Consider the following 19,326-nt stretch of genomic DNA (forward strand, 5'->3'; position numbering starts at 1 on the left):
CCCCTTTGCGATCAGGCCCCGAAGGTCCGCTGCCACCAGCCGCGACGCGGCGTGGACGTACCTTCGTCGCTTGCGGCGGCGGGCGTCGTGTCGTCGCTATCGGCCGGTGCGCTGTCCTGCGCTGCCGGCTCGGCCTTGCTGGGGGTGTCGGCGGAAGCGGCGGCCGTTGCTCCCGCCACCGCTTCGGCCGGCGTTTCCGCAGCGGCGTCTGCCTTCTTCTTGCGCGTCCGCTTGGGCTTGGCAGCCACTTCGGGCGCGGCTTCCGCTTCCACGACCGCAGGGGCTGCCTCGGCTTCGACATCCGCCTTCTTCTTGCGGGTGCGCTTGGGCTTCGGCGCCACCTCGGCCTCGACCGGGGCTTCGGCGACCGGTGCCTCGACTTCGGCAACAGCGGCGTCGGCCTTTTTGCGGCGGGTCCGCTTGGGCTTGGGCGCTACTTCCTCGGCGGCTTCCTCGACCACGGGCGCTTCGGGCTCCGCTGCTACCGGTGCCTCGACCGCCTCGTCGGCTGCCGTTTCGGCATCGGACTGCTGTGCGGCGTCCTCGCCCTGACCGGCACCGCGACGACCGCCGCGACGACCGCGACGACGACGCTTGCGCCCGCCTTCGCCTTCGCTGCGCTCGGTGGCGTCCGCCTCGCCGGCGTCCGCTGCCTCAGCCGTCTCGGCTGCGTTTGCGGTGTCGACCACGTCTTCGCCTTCGGAGTCGGCATCGCCTTCGCCGCCTTCGCTGCCCTCTTCGCCTTCCTCACGACGGCGACCGCGACCCCGGCGGCGACGACGGCGCTTGCCGCGCCCTTCGCCTTCGGCGTCGTCGCGACGCTCGCGCGGCTCGCGGGCGCGGGGTGCTTCGGCCTCGGCCTCGGCTTCCTCGTCCTCTGCCTCTTCTTCCTCGTCGATCTCCTCGACATAGTCGTCCTCAGGCTCCTCGACGAGGCGCTCGAACTTGGGCGCGTGCGCCGGCGGCGGGCCCGATGCCTCGACCGACATGCGCGCGCCTTCGACTTCGCCGTCCGAGATGACTTCGATCAGGACGCCGTAGCGATCCTCGATCTCGGCCAGTTCGGCGCGCTTGCGGTTGAGCAGGTAGAAGGCGGCTTCCTGGCTCGCGCGCAGCGTGATCTGCGACCCGCGACCGCGTGCGGCCTCGTCCTCGATCAGGCGCAGTGCGGAAAGGCCCGCCGACGATGCGGTGCGGACCAGCCCGGTGCCCTCGCAATGCGGGCACTGGCGCGTCGATGCTTCGAGCACGCCGGTGCGCAGGCGCTGGCGGCTCATTTCCATCAGGCCGAATGCGGAGATGCGGCCCACCTGGATGCGGGCGCGATCGTTCTTCAGCGCCTCCTTCATCGCCTTTTCGACCTTACGGACGTTGGACCCATGATCCATGTCGATGAAGTCGATGACGACCAGGCCGGCCATGTCGCGCAGGCGCAGCTGGCGCGCGATTTCCTGCGCGGCTTCCAGATTGGTCGCCGTCGCGGTCTGCTCGATCGAATGCTCGCGCGTCGAACGGCCCGAGTTGATGTCGATCGACACCAGCGCCTCGGTCGGGTTGATGACCAGATAGCCGCCGGACTTCAGCTGCACCACCGGGTGGTACATCGCCGACAGCTGTTCTTCGACCCCGGCGCGCTGGAACAGCGGCACCGCGTCGGCATATTGCTTCACCTTCTTGGCGTGGCTGGGCATCAGGAGCCGCATGAACTCCTTGGCCTGGCGATAGCCGTCCTCGCCCTCGACGATCACTTCGTCGATATCGCGGTTATAGATGTCGCGGATCGCGCGCTTCATCAGGTCGCTGTCGCCATAGACGAGCGCCGGCGCCGACGATTGCAGCGTCGTCTCGCGGATGCCGTCCCACAGCCGGGCGAGGTAATCGAAGTCGCGCTTGATCTCGACCTTGGTCCGCTGGAGCCCGGCGGTGCGGACAATGCAGCCCATCGTCGGCGGCAGCTTGAGGTCCGACATGATGCCCTTGAGCCGCTTGCGATCGGCGGCCGAGCTGATCTTGCGCGAAATGCCGCCGCCATGCGCGGTGTTGGGCATCAGCACGCAGTAACGGCCGGCGAGGCTGAGATAGGTCGTCAGCGCCGCGCCCTTGTTGCCGCGTTCTTCCTTGACGACCTGGACCAGCAGCACCTGGCGGCGGCGGATCACGTCCTGGATCTTGTACCGGCGACGCAGGTTCATGCGGCGCTGGCGCAGTGCCTCCGCCTCGTCGCCATTGCCGCCGCGCTTGCCGCGACGACGATTGTTGCCGCCCTCGGACGATTCCTCACCCTCGGCGCGGTCTTCGTCGTGCTCGCCGTCCTCGTCCTCGGGACGCTCGAGAACTTCTACGCCGTCCTCGCCCTCATGGTCGTGGTCGTCATCGTCGTCATCGTCGCGCAGCGCGGCTTCCTGGGCAGCATGCTCGGCCTCTTCGGCGAGCAGCGCTTCGCGGTCTTCCTTGGGAATCTGGTAGTAATCGGGGTGGATTTCGGAAAAAGCCAGGAACCCGTGGCGGTTGCCGCCGTAATCGACGAACGCCGCCTGGAGCGACGGCTCGACGCGCGTCACCTTGGCCAGATAGATATTCCCCTTGAGCTGCTTGCGCTCGGCGGACTCGAAATCAAACTCCTCGATTCGGTTCCCTTTGACGACAGCCACACGGGTTTCTTCCCGGTGGCGTGCGTCGATAAGCATACGCATGGTCATTTAGTTTTCTCCGGGCGCGCCGGCCTGTTCCTGTCAGGAGCTGGGGCGCAAGCGCGCGAGTTACGATGCGGCCAGGGCCGGCGACGCCGGCTGCGGTCCCGCAGGTTTCAAAATATGCTGTTGCCGCATGCGCACGCCCGGACCTGCGGTCCGGAAGCTCCGCAGCCGTCGCATGGCCGGCCAGCATGGCCTGGGCGCGCGGACGGTGGGGAAAATGCCTCATGCAAACGTCAACCTGAAAAGTCGCGATAGATAAATCGCGGGTACGGCCCCCCTATAATGAAGGGAGCGGAGACTGCGTAGCACCCCCCGCGCGGCGCGGCAACTGCGCCGCTTTTTCCTGCGATTATTGCCCCGAGCGGCAAGGCCTTGCCGGATTGCCGGCAAAAACATGCCTGCCGCCGCATTAACCGCACTGCTTCATCGCCGCTTGAGGGGCGCCGCCTAGCACTGGTCCGGTCAGGGTCACCTTTGTTGTTGAGTACGGTGCATGGATTTGGGCTGGACCCCCCGCCGACAGACACGGCATATCGCGCGGGTGCTATTCTTGCTTGCCCTTCTTGCCGGTTGGTTGACCGGCGCTCCGAGCTGGGCAGGCGCAGTCGAACAGGTGCGCGTGCGCGGGGACCGCGTCGTCATCACCTTCGATGCGCCGGTCGCGCGGGCCAGCGCCTTCATGCTCGCCGGGCCGCAACGCATCGCGCTGGACGTGCAGGGCGCCACGCCGGGCCGCAGCGCGCTGGCCGGGGGCGTCGTCGCGTCGATCCGCCAGGGCGCACAGGGGGCCGACGGTGCGCGCATCGTCCTCGATCTGGCGCGACCAGCGATCGTGACCGAGGGCGGTTTCGGCAGTGACGGCCGCACGCTGACGCTCCAGCTGCGCACCGTGGACGACGCCCGCTTCGCGCGTGCCGCCGCCGAACGGCGGCTGAGCTTCCTGCCGCCCTTCACCTATCTCCAGCCCGCCACCCGGCACGCCTATAGCGTGTCGATGCCGGTGCCGCGCCGTGCGGCGCCCGCGCTGCTGCCTGCGGTCTATGGCGATGCCGGGCGTCCGCTGGTCGTCATCGATCCCGGGCATGGCGGGCATGATCCCGGCGCGATCGCGCCCAGCGGGCTGCGCGAGAAGGACCTGACGCTCAAGGTCGCGCTGGCGATCCGGGATGCGTTGCTCGCCTCGGGCCGGGTGCGCGTGGCGCTCACCCGCGACGACGATCGGTTCCTGGTGCTCCAGGAACGCTATGGCCTTGCGCGGCGGCTCAAGGCCGATCTGTTCATTTCGGTCCACTGCGACAGTGCCGGCAACAGCGATGCGTCGGGCGCGACGGTCTATACGCTGTCCGAAGTCGCATCGGACAAGGAAGCCGCGCGGCTGGCGGCGCGCGAGAACAAGGCGGACATCCTGGCGGGAATAGACCTGGGCGAGGCCAGTCCCGACATATCGTCGATCCTGATCGACCTTACCCAGCGCGAAACGATGAACCTGTCGGCCGGCTTTGCCCGCCTGCTGGGCCGCGAGGCGCAGCCGCTGATCCCGATCAAGGAGAATTACCACCGGATGGCGTCGCTGATGGTGCTCAAGGCGCCCGACATGCCATCGGTGCTGTTCGAGACCGGCTATCTCTCCAACGGGCGCGACGCGGAGTTCCTGGCGTCCGAGGACGGGCGCCGGCGGGTGGCGCAAAGCGTGCGCAAGGCAGTGGAAATCCACTTCGCCACGCGCATGGCTTCCCGATAGCCGAGTTGTTCCGATCATCCCCACACGACAATTATAGACGAAGAATCGCCAAGCTGGTTTCGCAGGCGTTTTGATCGGCTGGCATCCGGCGGGAAAGTTGCTACACCGCGCCTCCGATGGCCGAAGACAGTGTTTCCAGCGAAAAGCTAAGGATCAAGCGGGAGATCGGCGGTCTTCGCGGATTCCTTGGGCGCATTCGCACCCGGTGGTGGTTCCGCATCCTGGCGGCGCTTGCGCTGGTGACGGGCCTGTTCATCTTCCTGGTCTGGCTGTTCATCGCGCGCAACCTGCCGTCGATCGACACACTGCGTACGTACGAGCCACCGCTGCCCACCAATGTCCGTTCGGCCGAGGGGCTGCCGATCCACAGCTATGCGCGCGAGCGCCGGGTCGAGCTGAGCTTCGGCGAATATCCGCCGCTGTTGGTCAACGCGTTCCTGTCGGCGGAGGACAAGACGTTCTTCAGCCATCACGGCGTCGATTTCCCCGGTCTGGTGCGCGCAGCGGTGCAAGGTGTGATCAGCGGATCGACTCCGCGCGGGACCTCGACGATCACGCAACAGGTGGCAAAGAACCTCGTCGTCGGCAACGAGGCCAGCTATTTGCGCAAGGCGCGCGAGGCCGTGCTGGCGTGGCGGATCGAAAACGCGCTGACCAAGCCGCAGATCCTGGAGCTGTACCTCAACTCCATCGAGCTGGGCCGCAACGCCGGCGGCGTCGAGGCGGCGAGCCAGGCCTATTTCGGCAAGGAACTGGACCAGCTCTCGCTCGAGCAGACCGCCTATCTGGCGATCCTGCCCAAGGGGCCGGCCAATTACGATCCCGAGCGCCATACCGCGCGCGCGCTGGAACGGCGCAACTGGGTGTTGGGGCAGATGCTGGCCAATGGCTTCATCACTCAGCCCCAGCACGACGCCGCCATCGCCGCGCCGCTGGGCACGATCCCGCGCCAGACCCCGAAATACGAGCGCGTCGGCGGCTATTTCATCGAGGAAGTCCGCCGCCAGCTGATCGACCGGTTCGGCGAAAAGGAAGATGCCGGCCCCAACAGCGTCTATGCGGGCGGGCTGTGGGTGCGCACGTCGCTCGACCCGAAACTCCAGCAATATGCGCAGAAAGCGCTGCGCGACGGGCTGCTCCGCTATGATCGCGGGCGCGGGTGGAACGGGCCGCTGAACGCCAAGAACCGGCTGGACGTGTCGGACGGCTGGCTCCAGCCGTTCCTCAACACCAATATCGGCGTCGATTACGAGGACTGGCGCGCCGCCGTCGTGATCGCGCGCGAAGGCGATGCGTGGCAGATCGGCTTCGACGACGGTTCCACCGGCACGCTGCCCAAATGGGCGGCGACGATGCCGGTGCGCAACCAGGGCGGTCAGGCATTCGACACCATCAAGCCGGGCGACATCATCGCCGTTGCGCCCGAGGGCAGCGGTGGCACCTATGCGCTGCGCAGCGTGCCCAAGATTTCGGGCGGCATGGTGGTGGAAGACCCGCGCACCGGCCGCGTGCTGGCGATGCAGGGCGGGTTCGATTCGCGCCTGCAGAGCTTCAACCGCGCGACGCAGGCGATGCGCCAGCCGGGATCGACCATCAAGCCGCTGGTCTATGCCGCCGCGATGGAGCAGGGGATGAACCCCGCATCGATCATCGTCGATGGCCCGTTCTGCGTGTGGCAGGGCGCGGGGCTGGGCGACAAGTGCTTCCGCAACTTCGGCAATTCGCGCGGCGCCGGGCCGCATACGCTGCGCTGGGGCATCGAACAGTCGCGCAACCTGATGACGGTGCAGGCCGCGAATCAGGTGGGGATGGACCATGTCGTCGACCTGATCCAGCGCGTCGGCGTGTCTCGGGACAAGTTTCCGCCCTATCTCAGCTATGCGCTGGGCGCGGGCGAGACGACCGTGATGCGGATGGTCAACGCCTATTCGATCCTGGTGAACCATGGCCGCGCGCTAAATCCGACGCTGATCGATTTCGTCCAGAACCGGCGCGGCCAGGTGATCTGGCCGGAAAACTGGCGGCCGTGCGATCGCTGCAACGCGCGCGACTGGGACGGCGGGGCAATGCCGCGCCCGATCACCCGCGCGCGCCAGGTGGTCGATGCGCAGAGCGCGTACCAGATCGTCCACATCACCGAAGGCGTGATCCAGCGCGGCACCGCGACGGTGCTGCGCGACCTGGATCGTCCGCTGATGGGCAAGACTGGCACCACCAACGGCCCGACCGACGTGTGGTTCGTGGGCGGTGCGCCGCAGATGATCGGCGGGCTGTATCTGGGCTTTGACAGCCCCTCCAATCTGGGCGGCTATGCCCAGGGCGGATCGATTGCCGCGCCGATCTTCAAGCAATTCGCGATCCCGGCGTTCGAGGGGATGGAAAAGCTGCCCTTCACGGCGCCCGCCGGCATTCGCATGGTGCGGATCGACCGCGCGAGCGGCAAGCCGGTCTCTGGCGCGTGGCCGTCCAACGATCCGCTGTCGCCGGTGATCTGGGAAGCGTTCAAACCCGAAAGCGAACCGCGCCGCGGCCGCCGCAGCCCCGAAGAAGAGGCTGCCGCCAAGGCGGTCGAGAAGAAGGCGGCACCCAAGGCGGATCGCCAGAGCGACAGCGATTTCTTGCAACGCGAGGGCGGAATCTACTAGCGCGCGCGCTTCGTTCCTATTTGTCCGGTATGGCCGCGCCGTTCGCGACCGCTGTTTTTTGTATTTTTGGAGAAATCCCATGCGCGCTGAAGCGCAGGCTCATGTCGACAAGATCAACGATGCACTGGCGCTGCTGCGCCGGTTCCTCGATTGGGATCGCGCGCTCCGCCGCCTCGACGAACTCAATGCGCGGGTCGAGGACCCGACGCTCTGGAACGACGCCAAGGCCGCGCAGGACGTGATGCGCGAACGCCGCCGGCTGGACGAGGCGATCACCGCGACGCGAGCGATCGAGACCGAGCTGAGCGACACCGCCGAGCTGATCGAGATGGCCGAGGCCGAGGGCGATGAGGAAATGGCGAGCGAAGGCACCGCGGCGCTTGCCGCGCTTTCCGCGCGTGCCGAGGTCGACAAGGTCAAGGCGCTGCTGTCGGGCGAGGCTGATCCCAACGACACCTATGTCGAGATCAACTCGGGCGCCGGCGGCACCGAGAGCCAGGATTGGGCCGGGATGCTCCAGCGGATGTACACCCGCTGGGCGGAGCGGCGCGGTATGAAGGTCGAGCTGATCGACTATCACGCCGGCGAACAGGCGGGGATCAAGTCCGCCACGCTGCTCATCAAGGGCGAGAACGCCTATGGCTATGCCAAGACGGAGAGCGGCGTGCACCGGCTGGTGCGCATCTCGCCCTATGACAGCGCGGCGCGGCGCCACACGAGCTTTTCCAGCGTGTGGGTTTATCCGGTGATCGACGACAATATCGACATCGAGATCAACGAAAGCGAACTGCGCATCGACACCTATCGCGCATCGGGCGCGGGCGGTCAGCACATCAACACCACCGATTCGGCAGTGCGCATCACGCACTTGCCCACCGGCATCGTCGTGCAGTGCCAGAACCAGCGCAGCCAGCACAAGAACAAGGCCGAGGCCTATAACCAGCTCCGCGCCCGGCTGTACGAGCGCGAACTGGCCGAGCGCGAGGCGATCGCCAGCGCCCAGAACGCGACCAAGACCGATATCGGCTGGGGGCACCAGATCCGTTCGTACGTGCTCCAGCCGTACCAGCTGGTGAAGGACCTGCGCACCGGAGTGACTTCCACTGCGCCCGGTGATGTGCTGGATGGTGCACTCGATCCGTTCATGGCGGCGGCGCTTTCGCAGCGCGTGACCGGCGAGACGGTCGAAGTGGAGGATGTCGATTGAAGCTGGCGCTCGCTCTGGCCCCCGTGCTCCTGCTCGCCGCGTGCGACGGGGGCGCGCGCGTGCCGGGCGGGAAACAGGCGGAGGCGCATACCGGCTTTCCGGCGGCGGACCGGCCGGTCGCGACGATCGTCTCCGCGCGCTGGTCGAACGAGGAATCGCGCGATCGGCTGAACGAAGCGGCGCAGGTGATGAACCTGGCGGGGATCAAGCCTGGGATGACCGTCGCCGATATCGGCGCGGGCGAAGGCTATTACACGATCCGCATGGCGCAGCGCGTGGGCGACAAGGGCCGCGTGGTGGCCGAGGATATCGTCCCCGACATCATCGATGCGCTGGCCAAGCGCGTGGTGCGCGAACGGCTGAACAACGTCAGCGTGCGGCTGGGCCTGCCCGCAGACCCCCGGCTGCCCGAGGCGAGTTTCGATCGCGTGCTGATGGTGCATATGTATCACGAGATCGAGAGCCCGTACGAATTCCTGTGGCGGCTGCGCCCTTCGCTCACTGCCGAGGGCCTGGTGATCGTGGTCGATGCGAACCGCCCGACCGAACAGCACGGCACGCCGCCGTCGCTGTTGAAATGCGAATTCGCGGCGGTCGGCTATGCGCTGGCGTCGATGCGCCCGATGCCTTCGGCGGGCGGCTATATGGCGATGTTCAAGGTTAGCGGCACGCGCCCCGAGCCCGAGACGATCAAGGCATGCCGGACCGGCGCCACCGCTACGCCGACCGCGCTGGGCAAGGGCACCAAGGGCGAGGAATAGAGGCCTGTTTTCAGCTGCGCTGAATCGGTGCCGGCCCGCCCCCACCCGGCCACCCATAGGATGCTGTCGCTGGGTGGCCGGGCGGGGGAGCGGGCCGGCACCGTCCTGTTTCCGTTTCACGGGAACAGGCGCTAAAGCAGCCCCAATTCCCGGAAGCTGATGCTGCCCGATCGGGCGAGGATCAGATGATCGATCAGCCGCACGTCGAGCGCGTCGAGCCCGCGTGCGAGCAGCCGCGTCGCCTCGCGATCGGCGCTGCTCGGGCTGGGGTCGCCGCTGGGGTGGTTGTGCGCCATCACCACGCCGCAGGCGTCGAACGCGATCGCATCGGCGGCGACTGCGCGAATCGGGATCTGCATCGCGTCCGCGCAGTTAGAGCGGGCGTGGCGCATCCCCAATAGGTTTTGCATGGCATCGACATAGGCAAAGGCGAGCGTCTCGCACGTCTCCATCACCAGCGGCGCGAACAGCAGCGCTGCCGACTCGGCGTTTGCGACCCGAGTCGAGAACAGCGCGGGCGCGGGCAACAGCATTGCCGCAGGCTGGCAGGTCGCGCGCCGCGCCCGAAGTCGATTCGGCTCCGCTTCGGACGTCCGTTTCGGACCATCGCGCACGCGCCTTGGCGCGGCGCCGCTGCGCGGCTAGGCTCTGGCGATGCGTCAATATCTAGACCTGATGGCCCGCGCGCTCGACCACGGCGCCGAAACGATGGACCGCACCGGCACCGGCACGCGATCGGTGTTCGGGCACCAGATGCGATTCGATCTGGCGGAGGGCTTTCCGCTGCTCACCACCAAGAAGCTGCATTTGCGCTCGATCCTGATCGAACTGCTGTGGTTCCTTCGCGGCGACACCAATGTCCGCTGGCTCCAGGAACAGCGCGTCAGCATCTGGGACGAATGGGCCGACGAGGCCGGCGACCTGGGCCCCGTCTATGGCAAGCAATGGCGCGACTGGGAGGCGCCCGATGGGCGCCATATCGACCAGATCGCCGAACTGATCGAGACGCTGAAGACCAACCCCGCCTCGCGCCGGATGGTCGTATCCGCGTGGAACCCCGGCGAGCTGCACGCGATGGCGCTGGCCCCGTGCCATTGCCTGTTCCAGTGCCATGTCGCGAACGGCCGGCTGAGCCTGCAGCTCTACCAGCGTTCCGCCGACATTTTCCTGGGCGTGCCGTTCAACATCGCCAGCTATGCGCTGCTCACCCATCTGCTCGCGCAGCAGGCGGGGCTGGAGGTCGGCGAGTTCATCTGGACCGGCGGCGACTGCCATTTGTACCTGAACCATCTCGACCAGGCGCGCGAGCAGCTGTCCCGCACGCCGGGCCCGCTGCCCCGGCTGGAAATCCTGCGCCACGCGCCGTCGATCGACGCCTATGCCTATGAGGATTTCGTGATCCACGACTATGTGGCCCAGCCACATATCAAGGCGCCGGTGGCGGTTTGATTACCTTCCACCTCGCCCGCGCCGACAATGGCGTGATCGGGCGCGATGGCGCGCTGCCATGGCGGCTGCCGGCGGACCTCAAGCGGTTCAAGGCGCAGACCATGGGCAAGCCGATGGTGATGGGCCGCAAGACGTTCGAGAGCTTTCCCAGCCCCTTGCCGGGCCGCCGCCATATCGTGCTGACGCGCGATGCGGGCTGGCAGGCGGAGGGCGCGGAAGTGGCGCACAGCCCCGATGCGGCGCTGGCGCTGGCGCTGGCCGGGGCGGGGGACGTCGCGATCATCGGCGGGGCGGAGGTGTTCGCGCTGTTCCTGGATCGCGCCGACGCCATCGAGCTGACCGAAGTGCATATCGACGCCGAGGGTGACGTGACCATGCCCCCCTTCGGCCCCGAATGGCACGAAACCGCGCGCGAGGACCATCCGGTAGAGGGCGAGCGCCCGGCCTATAGCTTCGTCACGCTGGTGCGCAGGGCCTGAACCGGCATAGGATCGCCGCCAGACACAGGCTCGGTTAACGAGCGGCTGGGGGAGAGTGGGCGGATGCGCAAGTTGCTGTGGGGCGTGGCGGCACTGGTGGTGCTGGTCGCGATCGGCTTTTTCGGAATCGCCCCCGCGCTGGTCGAGCGGGGGATGAACGTGGTGGTGCCCACCACGCAGCCCGCCGTCACCGCCCAGACGCGCGCACTCCACGCCCGGCTCGCCATCGCCGACATGCATGCCGACACGCTGATGTGGCGCCGCAGCCTGTTGACGCGCGCGACGCGGGGGCAAGTGGACCTGCCCCGGCTGATCGAGGGCAATGTGGCGCTCCAGGTCTTTTCCTCGGTCACCAAGACGCCCAAGCACCAGAATTACGACGCCAATGGCGCCGATACCGACAACATCACGCTGCTGACGATCGCCCAGCTCCAGCCGCCGCGCACCTGGACATCGTTGCTCCAGCGATCGCTGTGGCACGCGCAGAAGTTGGAGCGCGCTGCCGCCGACTCGGGCGGGCAGCTGCGCGTGATCCGCACCCCTGCCGATCTCGACCGGCTGCTCGCCGATCGCGCGCGCGGTGCGAAGGTGGTCGGGGGCATGTTGTCGATCGAGGGGCTACAGGATCTGGAGGGGCGGCTCTCCAATCTCGAGACGCTCTACGCCGCCGGTTTTCGCATGGCGGGGCTGGCGCATTTCTTCGACAATGACGTCGCCGGGTCGATGCATGGCCTGCACAAGGGCGGGCTGACGCGGATGGGCGCGCAGGCGGTGCGGCGGATGGAGGCGCTGGGGATGGTGGTCGACATCGCGCATTCGAGCCACCAGTCGGTTGCCGACATCCTCCGCATGGCGAGGCGCCCGGTCGTCTCCAGCCATGGCGGGGTGCAGGCGACGTGCAAGGTCAATCGCAACCTGACCGACGACGAAGTGCGCGGCGTGGCGCGCACCGGCGGGGTGGTGGGCATCGGTTACTGGGACGGGGCGGTGTGCTCGACCGATCCCGCCGCAGTCGCTCGCGCCATCGCGCATGTCCGCGATCTGGTGGGGATCGACCATGTCGGGCTGGGCTCCGACTTCGATGGCGCCGTGACCACCGGGTTCGACAGCGCGGGACTGGTCGCCGTGACGCAGGCGCTGGTCGATCGCGGCTTCACCCCCGAACAGATCGCCAAGGTGATGGGCGGCAACGTGCTGCGCGTCCTGCACGCCGGGATCGCGCCGCGCCCGTAAAAACAAGGGCCACAAAGGGGTTTCGGCCCGCCGATGTGCGCCCTATAGCCGGTTCGGTATGGAGCGGCTGGACAGCGGCTCGGCGGTTCCGGCGCGGCTTCGCGGCGCGATCGTCGCGCTGGGCAATTTCGATGGGTTTCACCTGGGGCACCAGGCCGTGGCGGGCCGCGCGATCGAGCGCGCCCGGGCCGAGGGGCGCCCGGCGATCATCGCCACGTTCGATCCGCACCCTCGCCGCTATTTCCAGCCCGATGCCGAACCGTTCCGCCTGACCACGCTGGACCAGCGCGAGCGGTTGTTCGCCGAGGCCGGGGCCGATGCGATGCTGGTGTTCCATTTCGACGCGGCGATGGCGGCGCTGGGCGCACGCGGCTTTGCCGAGGAGCATCTGGTCGAGCGGATCGGCGCGGGCGGGGTGGTGAGCGGCACCGACTTCACCTTTGGCAAGGGGCGCGAGGGCGATGTGGCGACGCTGGCCGCGCTGGGCCAGACGCTGGGCTTTTCCGCCGATGTCGTCGCGCCGGTGACGCTGGACGGACAGATCGTGTCATCCAGCCGCATCCGCGAGCATCTGCGCGCCGCCCGCCCGCGTGAGGCTGCCACGTTGCTGACGCGCCCGTTCGCGATCCAGGGCGTGGTGACCGGCGGGGCCAAGCTGGGGCGGCAGCTGGGCTATCCCACCGCCAACATGGTGCTGAACAACTATCTGCGCGCGGCATACGGCGTCTATGTCGTGCGCGGGCGGATGGCGGACGGCCGGGTGATCGACGGCGTCGCCAATCTGGGCATCCGCCCGGTGATCGAAGTGCCCGAGGAACTGCTGGAGACGCATTTCTTCGACTTTTCGGGCGACCTTTATGGCCAGACGATCGAGATTGCGCTGCTCGACTATCTGCGTCCCGAGGCGAAGTTCGACAGCCTCGACGCGCTGATCGTCCAGATGGATGCGGACGCCGCACGGGCGCGGAGCCTGCTCGCTCAGCGGTAATAGACCGCCGCGACATAGCCGAGCCAGCACGCCAGCGGCACCAGCGCCCAGGCCGCACGCGCCGAACGCGCGCCGATCGCCAGCATCGCCGCCACCGTCACCACCAACGTCGCCAGCGTCCCGATCGCGCCCGCTGCGGGGTCTGACAGCCCGCTGGTGTAGAGCGGAAAGGCGAGGCAGAGCAGGGCGATCGCCACGGGCAGCCAGCGGCGGCGATCGCGTGGGGCATCCGCGACCAGCCAGGCCCGCGACAGCCCCATCAATGCGAATTGCACCAGCCACACCGCCCCCACGACGGGGCCAGGCGGCAACAATCCCTCGGCGCCCGGCGGGGGCGGGCTATTGCCCGATCCGGTGGCGAAGATCAGCCCGTTGCCGATCAGCGCGGCCCCGACGAACAGCGCGATGTTCAGCGCAATGGCACGTGGCGGCGCTTCTGCGGTGGCGTGGTCCATCGACGGTCCTCTCCGATTTCGGCCTCGTGCCGTGCGAATCGCAGCGGGGGCTTTGAATATAGCCCTGTCTACTCTAATTGCGGCCCACTCATGAGCGATCAAACCGACAGCACGCGCGACTGGCGCGACACCGTCTTCCTGCCGAAGACCGATTTCCCCATGAAAGCAGGGCTCGCCGCCAAGGAGCCGGCGATCCTCGAGCGCTGGGCGAAGATCGGGCTGTACGACAAACTGCGGGCGCAGCGTGCGGGCCGCGAACGCTTCATCCTGCACGATGGCCCCCCCTATGCGAATGGCGACATTCACATGGGCCATGCGATGAACAAGGTGCTGAAGGACATCATCGTCCGCAGCCAGACCCTGATGGGCAAGGACGCGCCCTATGTCCCCGGCTGGGACTGCCACGGCCTGCCGATCGAATGGAAGGTCGAGGAAGCGTACCGCGCCAAGAAGCTCAACAAGGACGAAGTCGACCCCGTCGCCTTCCGCGCCGAATGCCGCGCCTATGCGGAAAAATGGGTGGCGGTGCAGCGGGGCCAGTTCGAGCGGCTGGGCGTGATAGGCGATTGGGAAGACCCGTACCTCACCATGAAGTTCGACGCCGAGGCGCGGATCGCGGGCGAGCTGCTCAAGTTCGCCGAGAGCGGCCAGCTCTATCGCGGCGCCAAGCCGGTGATGTGGTCGCCGGTCGAAAAGACCGCGCTGGCCGAGGCCGAGGTCGAATATGAGGACATCGTGTCGACCCAGATCGACGTGGCGTTCGAGATCCTGGATGCACCGAACGCGCCGGAGCTGAAGGGCGCCTATGCGGTGATCTGGACGACCACGCCGTGGACGATCCCGGTGAACCAGGCTTTGGCCTATGGGCCGGAGGTGATTTACACCGTCGTCACCATCGGTGATCGCGATTTTGTCGTAGCAAAGGATCTTGTTGAGGCGTTCCGCGCGCGGGTTCAGCGCGTCGGTGTCGATGAGATCGATTTCGATAGGCTGTCGGGCAGCTACTTCTCCGGTTCCCAGCTCGCCGGTGCCACTGCCCGTCACCCGATCTACAACTTCCTCCGTCACCCCGGCGAAGGCCGGGGTGACGGAGGGGTGAGCGAGGCCGCGCTTGCGTTCTTCGCCAAGCCGCGGCCGTTCCTGCCGGGCGACTTCGTCACCACCGATGCGGGTACCGGCCTTGTCCACATGGCGCCGGATCATGGCGAGGACGACTTCCTGCTGTGCAAACAGTACGGCATCGACCCCGTGTTCGCGGTCGATGGCGCCGGCATGTACCGCGCCGACTGGGCGTGGCTGGGCGGCCAGGGCAGCGTCATCAACAAGAAGTTCACCAGCGCCGAAGGCCCGATCTGTTCGGACTTGCGCGCCGCCGGCGCGCTGCTCGCCGCCTCGGACGACTTCCACCACAGCTATCCGCACAGCTGGCGGTCCAAGGCGAAGATCATCTTTCGCGCGACGCCGCAATGGTTCATCCCGATGGATAAGCCTTCCTCTAGCCCCTCCTCCTCGGAGGAGGGGTTGGGGTGGAGGGATTCCAGACCAGAGGTTGGTCTCGGTGAGACACTGCCCCACCCCAACCCCTCCCCTGAAGGGGAGGGGCTTGCCCATTCGAATGGCGCAACGCTCCGCCAACTCGCGGTCGACGCGATCGAGCATACCCGCTGGGTGCCCGAGCGTTCGATCAACCGCATCCGTTCGATGGTGGAGGGCCGCCCGGACTGGGTCATCAGCCGCCAGCGCGCCTGGGGCGTGCCGATCGCGCTGTATGTGAACCGCGCCACCGGCGAGTATCTGGCGGACCCCGCGGTCAACGCGCGCATTCTCGACGCTTTCCGCGCCGGGGGCGCCGATGCATGGTTCCAGGCGGACCATCAGGCGCTGCTCGGCCCCGACTACAAGCTCGCCGATTATGAGGTCATCACCGACATTCTCGACGTGTGGTTCGACAGCGGCTCGACGCACAGCTTCGTGATCGAGGCGCGCTATGGTGAGGGCGTCCGCGCGAACCTGTACCTCGAAGGGTCGGACCAGCATCGCGGCTGGTTCCAGTCGTCGCTGCTCGAATCGGTCGGCACGCGCGGCCGGGCGCCCTATGACGCGGTGCTGACGCATGGCTTCGCGCTCGACGGCCAGGGCAAGAAAATGTCCAAGTCGCTCGGCAACGTCGTCGATCCGCTCAAGATCATCGGCGAGAGCGGCGCGGACATCCTGCGCCTGTGGGTCGCGCAGACCGACTATTTCGACGACGTCCGCATCGGCAAGGAAGTGCTGGCGGGCACCGGCGACACGTACCGCAAGCTGCGCAACACCTTCCGCTACCTGCTCGGCGCGCTCGACGGGTTTGCGGAGAGCGAGCGGCTGCCCGTGGCGGAGATGCCCGAGCTGGAGCGCTATATCCTCCATAAGCTGGCGGCGCTCGATGCCGAGCTGCGCGATGCGGCGGAGGCGTTCGAGTTCAACCGCTACAGCCGCGCGCTGACCGATTTCGCTAACGAGGACCTGTCGGCCTTCTTCTTCGATATCCGCAAGGACTGCCTGTACTGCGACGCCGCGACCGATCCCAAGCGGCGCGCCTATCGCACCGTGCTGGACGTGCTGTTCCACGCGCTGGTCCGCTATGCCGCGCCGATCCTGGCCTTCACTGCAGAGGAAGTGTGGCAGGCGCGCTTCCCGAGCGAGGACGAGTCGGTCCACATGCTGGAATGGCCGGTGCTGCCCGAGGGCGCTACGGTTGCGAGCGACTGGGCCGAGGTCCGCGCGCTGCGCCAGACCGTGACCGAGGCGATCGAACCCTATCGCCGCGAAAAGACGGTGCGCTCCAGCCTGGAGGCCGAAATCACGGTGCCCACGCTGCCGATGGCCGCCGCGGAGCTGACCGAATTGTTCATCGTATCGAAGGTGACGCAGGGCGAATCGGTCACGGTCGTGCCCACCCAGCGCCATAAATGCGGCCGGTGCTGGCGCCATCTTCCCGAAGTTGCACAGGACGGCGCGCTATGCGACCGCTGCACGAAGGTGGTGGGCGCATGAACATGACGACGCGGATGACGGGCCTGCTGGTGGCCCTGCTGGTGTTCCTGCTGGATCAGGGCACCAAATATTACGTCACCGGCCCGCTGGGGCTGAACGTGCAGGATGCGTCGATGACGATCCTGCCGATCTTCGACCTGCGCTTCGTCAAGAATGTCGGCGTCTCGCTGGGGCTGTTGCAGGCCAATAGCGATGCCACCCGCTGGCTGCTGGTGCTGCTGACCGCCGGCATCGCCGTGGGCGTGCTGTGGTGGATGCTGAAGGAGCGCAAGCTCCCCGACGTGCTGGCGCTGGGCCTCGTGCTCGGCGGGGCGATCGGCAACATCCTGGACCGCACCCGGCTGGGCTATGTCGTCGATTTCGCCGACCTGCATTTCGGGACGTGGCGCCCGTTCCTGGTCTTCAACGTCGCCGATGCGGCGATTACCTTCGGCGTGCTGATCCTGTTGATCCGCGCCCTGTTCGTGCGCGATAAGACGCCGGCGAAGTCCGACGCCAAGCCGGCCCCTCTGGAGAATGAAGTCAATGCGTAAGCTGATCACCCTCGCTGCGGGCATCGCGCTCGTCGGCTCGCTCTCCGCCTGCGGCAAGCGCGGCTATGACCGGGCGCGCCCGGACGAATTCGCCGTTGCCCGCGCCGCGCCGCTGGTGATCCCGCCCGATTTCGCGCTGGTCCCGCCGCAGCCGGGCGCGCCGCGTCCGCAGGACACGTCGGCCGCGAATCAGGGCCTGGACGCGCTGTTCGGCGGATCGGCCGCGCGTAGCCCGTCGGAGAACGCCGCGCTCGACGCTGCCGGTCGCACCGCTGCCGATCCCGCCGCGCGCACCACGGCGGGCAGCCCGGGCACCAACGTCGTCGACAAGGGATCGACCACGCGCGACATCGTCGCCGCCCCGGAAGGCGACGGCAAGGACGCGCGCGCGAGCACGCCCAAATAAGCCCAAGGGCCGGGGCGTCCGCGCCTCCGGCCCCCTTGGAGACAAAAGAAAAACCCCGGCCCGCATTGCGCAGGCCGGGGTTTTTCTTTGCCGTGCCGGCGGGGGCGACCCGCCGGCGACAGGGATCAGAAGGCGTAGGTCAGATAGCCCAGCACGGTGCTGTCCGCGCCCTTGGTGTTGCTGAAGCGATCGCCGGCGATGCGCTGGTTGGTGATGTCGGTGTCGACATAGGACACGCCCAGCGTGAAGCCCTTGAACGAGGTCTCCGCGCCCAGCGACCAGTCGAGATAATTCTCGTCCGCCGCATTCAGGTTGAACTTGCCGAGCGCGCCGGCCGAGCGGCCGACATGGCCGAGCAGCTTGAGCGGGATCGGCGACTTGGGCACGGTCACGGCGACGTTGCTGTACAGGTACAGGCTGTCGTCGTCGGCCAGGCCCTTCTGCTTCCACGCATAATTGCCGCCGACCTTCACGTTGACCGGGCCCACGGTGTAGTTGACCGAGGCATAGGGCTCGAAGAAGTCGGTGGTGTTCTTCGATCCGTCGGCGCGATGCTGCGGTGCGAAGGCGTAATAGTAATAGAGCATGCCGACGTCGAAGCCGAGGCCGTTCGGCAGCGTCTTGGTGAAGCCGGCGTACAAGTCGACTTCGGCATCGCCATAGCCGGGCAGCGAGTAATCGTCGTCGATCGTCGACGCCCAGGTGCCGACATAGGCGCCCGAGCTGTGATTGACGTTGATCGTGCCCTGGCCGGCGAAATGCTCGTGCGACTGGCTGAGGCCACGGAAGCGATAGTCGCTGGTCACGCCGAAATTGCCGGTGACGGTGACTTCAGGCGTGGGGGCGGGTGCCTCCGCCGCTTCCTGCGCCATTGCCGGCGCGGTGGAGGCGAGCATGAGCGCGCCGAGGCTGATCATCGAAAAGCGCATGGAAATCCCTTTCAATTCAAAACAGGGTCCCCACCTGCAGCCGTCGGTGCCGCGTCTATTCAGACCTGAAAGGTCCGCACAGCTTGTCCGTTCGGTAACATAACATTGCCGGAACTGCCCGCAGCGCACAAGATTTTTGGCATACCGCCCTATATTCGTGGAAATGTGTTGCGGCATCGCAACATAGTATTGCTGAGCCAGAGCGGCGAAACGACAACGGGCGGCGCGGGATCGCTCCCGCACCGCCCGCTGGCTGGTCAGTATTTCGAAGGGCTGTGGCGCGTCAGGCGGGCCGGATGGCGAGCACGAGATCGGCCTCGACCACTGCGCCCAGCGGCAGGACGGGCACGCCCACGGCGCTGCGCGCATGGCGCCCGGCGTCGCCGAACAGCGCCTGGAACAGCTCCGACGCGCCGTTCGCGACCTTCGCCTGGTCGGTGAAGTCGGCGGCGGAATTGACGAACACGCCCAGCTTCACGATCCGCTCGACGCGGCTCAGGTCTCCGCCCAGTGCCTTCTTGATCTGCGCCACCAGCATCAGTGCGCAGCGCTGCGCCGCGTCCTGGCCATAGGCGATGTCGCGATCCTGCCCCAGCCGGCCGGTCATCAGCGCGCCGTCCTTGAACGGCAGCTGGCCCGAGACATAGAGCAGTCCGTTGGTTTCCACCGTCGGGACATAGGCGGCGACGGGCGCCGCGGCTTCGGGGAGGGAAAGGCCGAGTTCGGCCAGCTTCGCGTCGATGATGTCGGTCATGCGGCGGATCAACCACC

At 67.3% G+C, this 19,326-nt stretch carries 16 protein-coding genes; 11 read left to right on the forward strand and 5 right to left on the reverse strand.

The window, feature by feature from the left end; all coding sequences use genetic code 11:
• Positions 1–11 precede the first annotated feature (11 nt).
• Positions 12–2,687, reverse strand: coding sequence for an Rne/Rng family ribonuclease (locus ACG3SL_RS20870; protein WP_448665193.1), 2,676 nt, complete (start codon positions 2,685–2,687; stop codon positions 12–14).
• Positions 2,688–3,189: 502 nt separating this feature from the next.
• On the opposite strand from ACG3SL_RS20870, the gene ACG3SL_RS20875 reads away from it, so the two are divergent.
• The 4 genes from ACG3SL_RS20875 (at position 3,190) to ACG3SL_RS20890 (ending at position 9,050) form a co-directional block, all read left to right on the forward strand.
• Entirely contained in the window at positions 3,190–4,437 is a 1,248-nt protein-coding gene (locus ACG3SL_RS20875; protein WP_448663060.1) for an N-acetylmuramoyl-L-alanine amidase, read from the forward strand.
• Between the two features lie 116 nt (positions 4,438–4,553).
• A complete protein-coding gene (locus tag ACG3SL_RS20880) occupies positions 4,554–7,082 on the forward strand; it encodes a penicillin-binding protein 1A (protein ID WP_448663061.1) in 2,529 nt (842 codons plus the stop codon).
• Positions 7,083–7,161: 79 nt separating this feature from the next.
• Positions 7,162–8,289 (forward strand): peptide chain release factor 2, encoded by a 1,128-nt coding sequence (prfB, locus tag ACG3SL_RS20885; protein WP_448663062.1) that lies wholly within the window; start codon positions 7,162–7,164, stop codon positions 8,287–8,289.
• Positions 8,286–9,050, forward strand: coding sequence for a class I SAM-dependent methyltransferase (locus ACG3SL_RS20890; RefSeq protein ID WP_448663063.1), 765 nt, complete (start codon positions 8,286–8,288; stop codon positions 9,048–9,050). Before prfB ends, ACG3SL_RS20890 begins: the two co-directional genes overlap by 4 nt.
• Positions 9,051–9,181: 131 nt before the next feature.
• Here the strand turns inward: ACG3SL_RS20890 and ACG3SL_RS20895 are convergent, their stop codons facing one another.
• On the reverse strand, positions 9,182–9,583 hold the full coding sequence (locus ACG3SL_RS20895; RefSeq protein WP_448663064.1) for a JAB domain-containing protein: 402 nt from the start codon (positions 9,581–9,583) through the stop codon (positions 9,182–9,184).
• 121 nt (positions 9,584–9,704) lie between these two features.
• On the opposite strand from ACG3SL_RS20895, the gene ACG3SL_RS20900 reads away from it, so the two are divergent.
• The 4 genes from ACG3SL_RS20900 (at position 9,705) to ACG3SL_RS20915 (ending at position 13,199) form a co-directional block, all read left to right on the forward strand.
• The gene (locus tag ACG3SL_RS20900) at positions 9,705–10,499 is read left to right on the forward strand and encodes a thymidylate synthase (RefSeq protein ID WP_448663065.1); all 795 of its coding nucleotides are present in this window, start codon (positions 9,705–9,707) and stop codon (positions 10,497–10,499) included.
• Positions 10,496–10,978: a dihydrofolate reductase gene (locus tag ACG3SL_RS20905; RefSeq protein WP_448663066.1), complete on the forward strand. Its 483-nt coding sequence runs from the start codon at positions 10,496–10,498 to the stop codon at positions 10,976–10,978. The genes ACG3SL_RS20900 and ACG3SL_RS20905 overlap by 4 nt, the downstream gene beginning before the upstream one ends.
• 63 nt (positions 10,979–11,041) lie before the next feature.
• Positions 11,042–12,211: a dipeptidase gene (locus ACG3SL_RS20910; RefSeq protein ID WP_448663067.1), complete on the forward strand. Its 1,170-nt coding sequence runs from the start codon at positions 11,042–11,044 to the stop codon at positions 12,209–12,211.
• 58 nt (positions 12,212–12,269) lie between these two features.
• Positions 12,270–13,199 carry a bifunctional riboflavin kinase/FAD synthetase gene (locus ACG3SL_RS20915; RefSeq protein ID WP_448663068.1) on the forward strand — a complete coding sequence of 310 codons (930 nt, stop codon included), beginning with the start codon at positions 12,270–12,272 and terminating at the stop codon, positions 13,197–13,199.
• Here the strand turns inward: ACG3SL_RS20915 and ACG3SL_RS20920 are convergent.
• Positions 13,190–13,654 (reverse strand): tryptophan-rich sensory protein, encoded by a 465-nt coding sequence (locus tag ACG3SL_RS20920; protein ID WP_448663069.1) that lies wholly within the window; start codon positions 13,652–13,654, stop codon positions 13,190–13,192. The genes ACG3SL_RS20915 and ACG3SL_RS20920 overlap by 10 nt on opposite strands.
• A gap of 90 nt (positions 13,655–13,744) precedes the next feature.
• Between ACG3SL_RS20920 and ileS the strand changes: the two genes are divergently transcribed.
• The 3 genes from ileS to ACG3SL_RS20935 are packed head-to-tail and all read left to right on the forward strand — an operon-like array spanning position 13,745 to position 17,626.
• Positions 13,745–16,687 (forward strand): isoleucine--tRNA ligase, encoded by a 2,943-nt coding sequence (gene ileS, locus ACG3SL_RS20925; protein ID WP_448663070.1) that lies wholly within the window; start codon positions 13,745–13,747, stop codon positions 16,685–16,687.
• Complete coding sequence (gene lspA, locus ACG3SL_RS20930) at positions 16,684–17,220, forward strand: signal peptidase II (RefSeq protein WP_448663071.1); 537 nt, start codon at positions 16,684–16,686, stop codon at positions 17,218–17,220. Before ileS ends, lspA begins: the two co-directional genes overlap by 4 nt.
• A complete protein-coding gene (locus tag ACG3SL_RS20935) occupies positions 17,213–17,626 on the forward strand; it encodes a DUF3035 domain-containing protein (RefSeq protein ID WP_448663072.1) in 414 nt (137 codons plus the stop codon). Before lspA ends, ACG3SL_RS20935 begins: the two co-directional genes overlap by 8 nt.
• Before the next feature lie 125 nt (positions 17,627–17,751).
• Here the strand turns inward: ACG3SL_RS20935 and ACG3SL_RS20940 are convergent, their stop codons facing one another.
• Together ACG3SL_RS20940 and ACG3SL_RS20945 are read right to left on the reverse strand one after the other, a co-directional pair.
• Positions 17,752–18,555 (reverse strand): TorF family putative porin, encoded by an 804-nt coding sequence (locus tag ACG3SL_RS20940; RefSeq protein WP_448663073.1) that lies wholly within the window; start codon positions 18,553–18,555, stop codon positions 17,752–17,754.
• Between the two features lie 283 nt (positions 18,556–18,838).
• Complete coding sequence (locus tag ACG3SL_RS20945) at positions 18,839–19,309, reverse strand: RidA family protein (RefSeq protein WP_448663074.1); 471 nt, start codon at positions 19,307–19,309, stop codon at positions 18,839–18,841.
• Between the last annotated feature and the right edge of the window lie 17 nt (positions 19,310–19,326).

Source organism: Sphingomonas degradans (assembly GCF_053502645.1).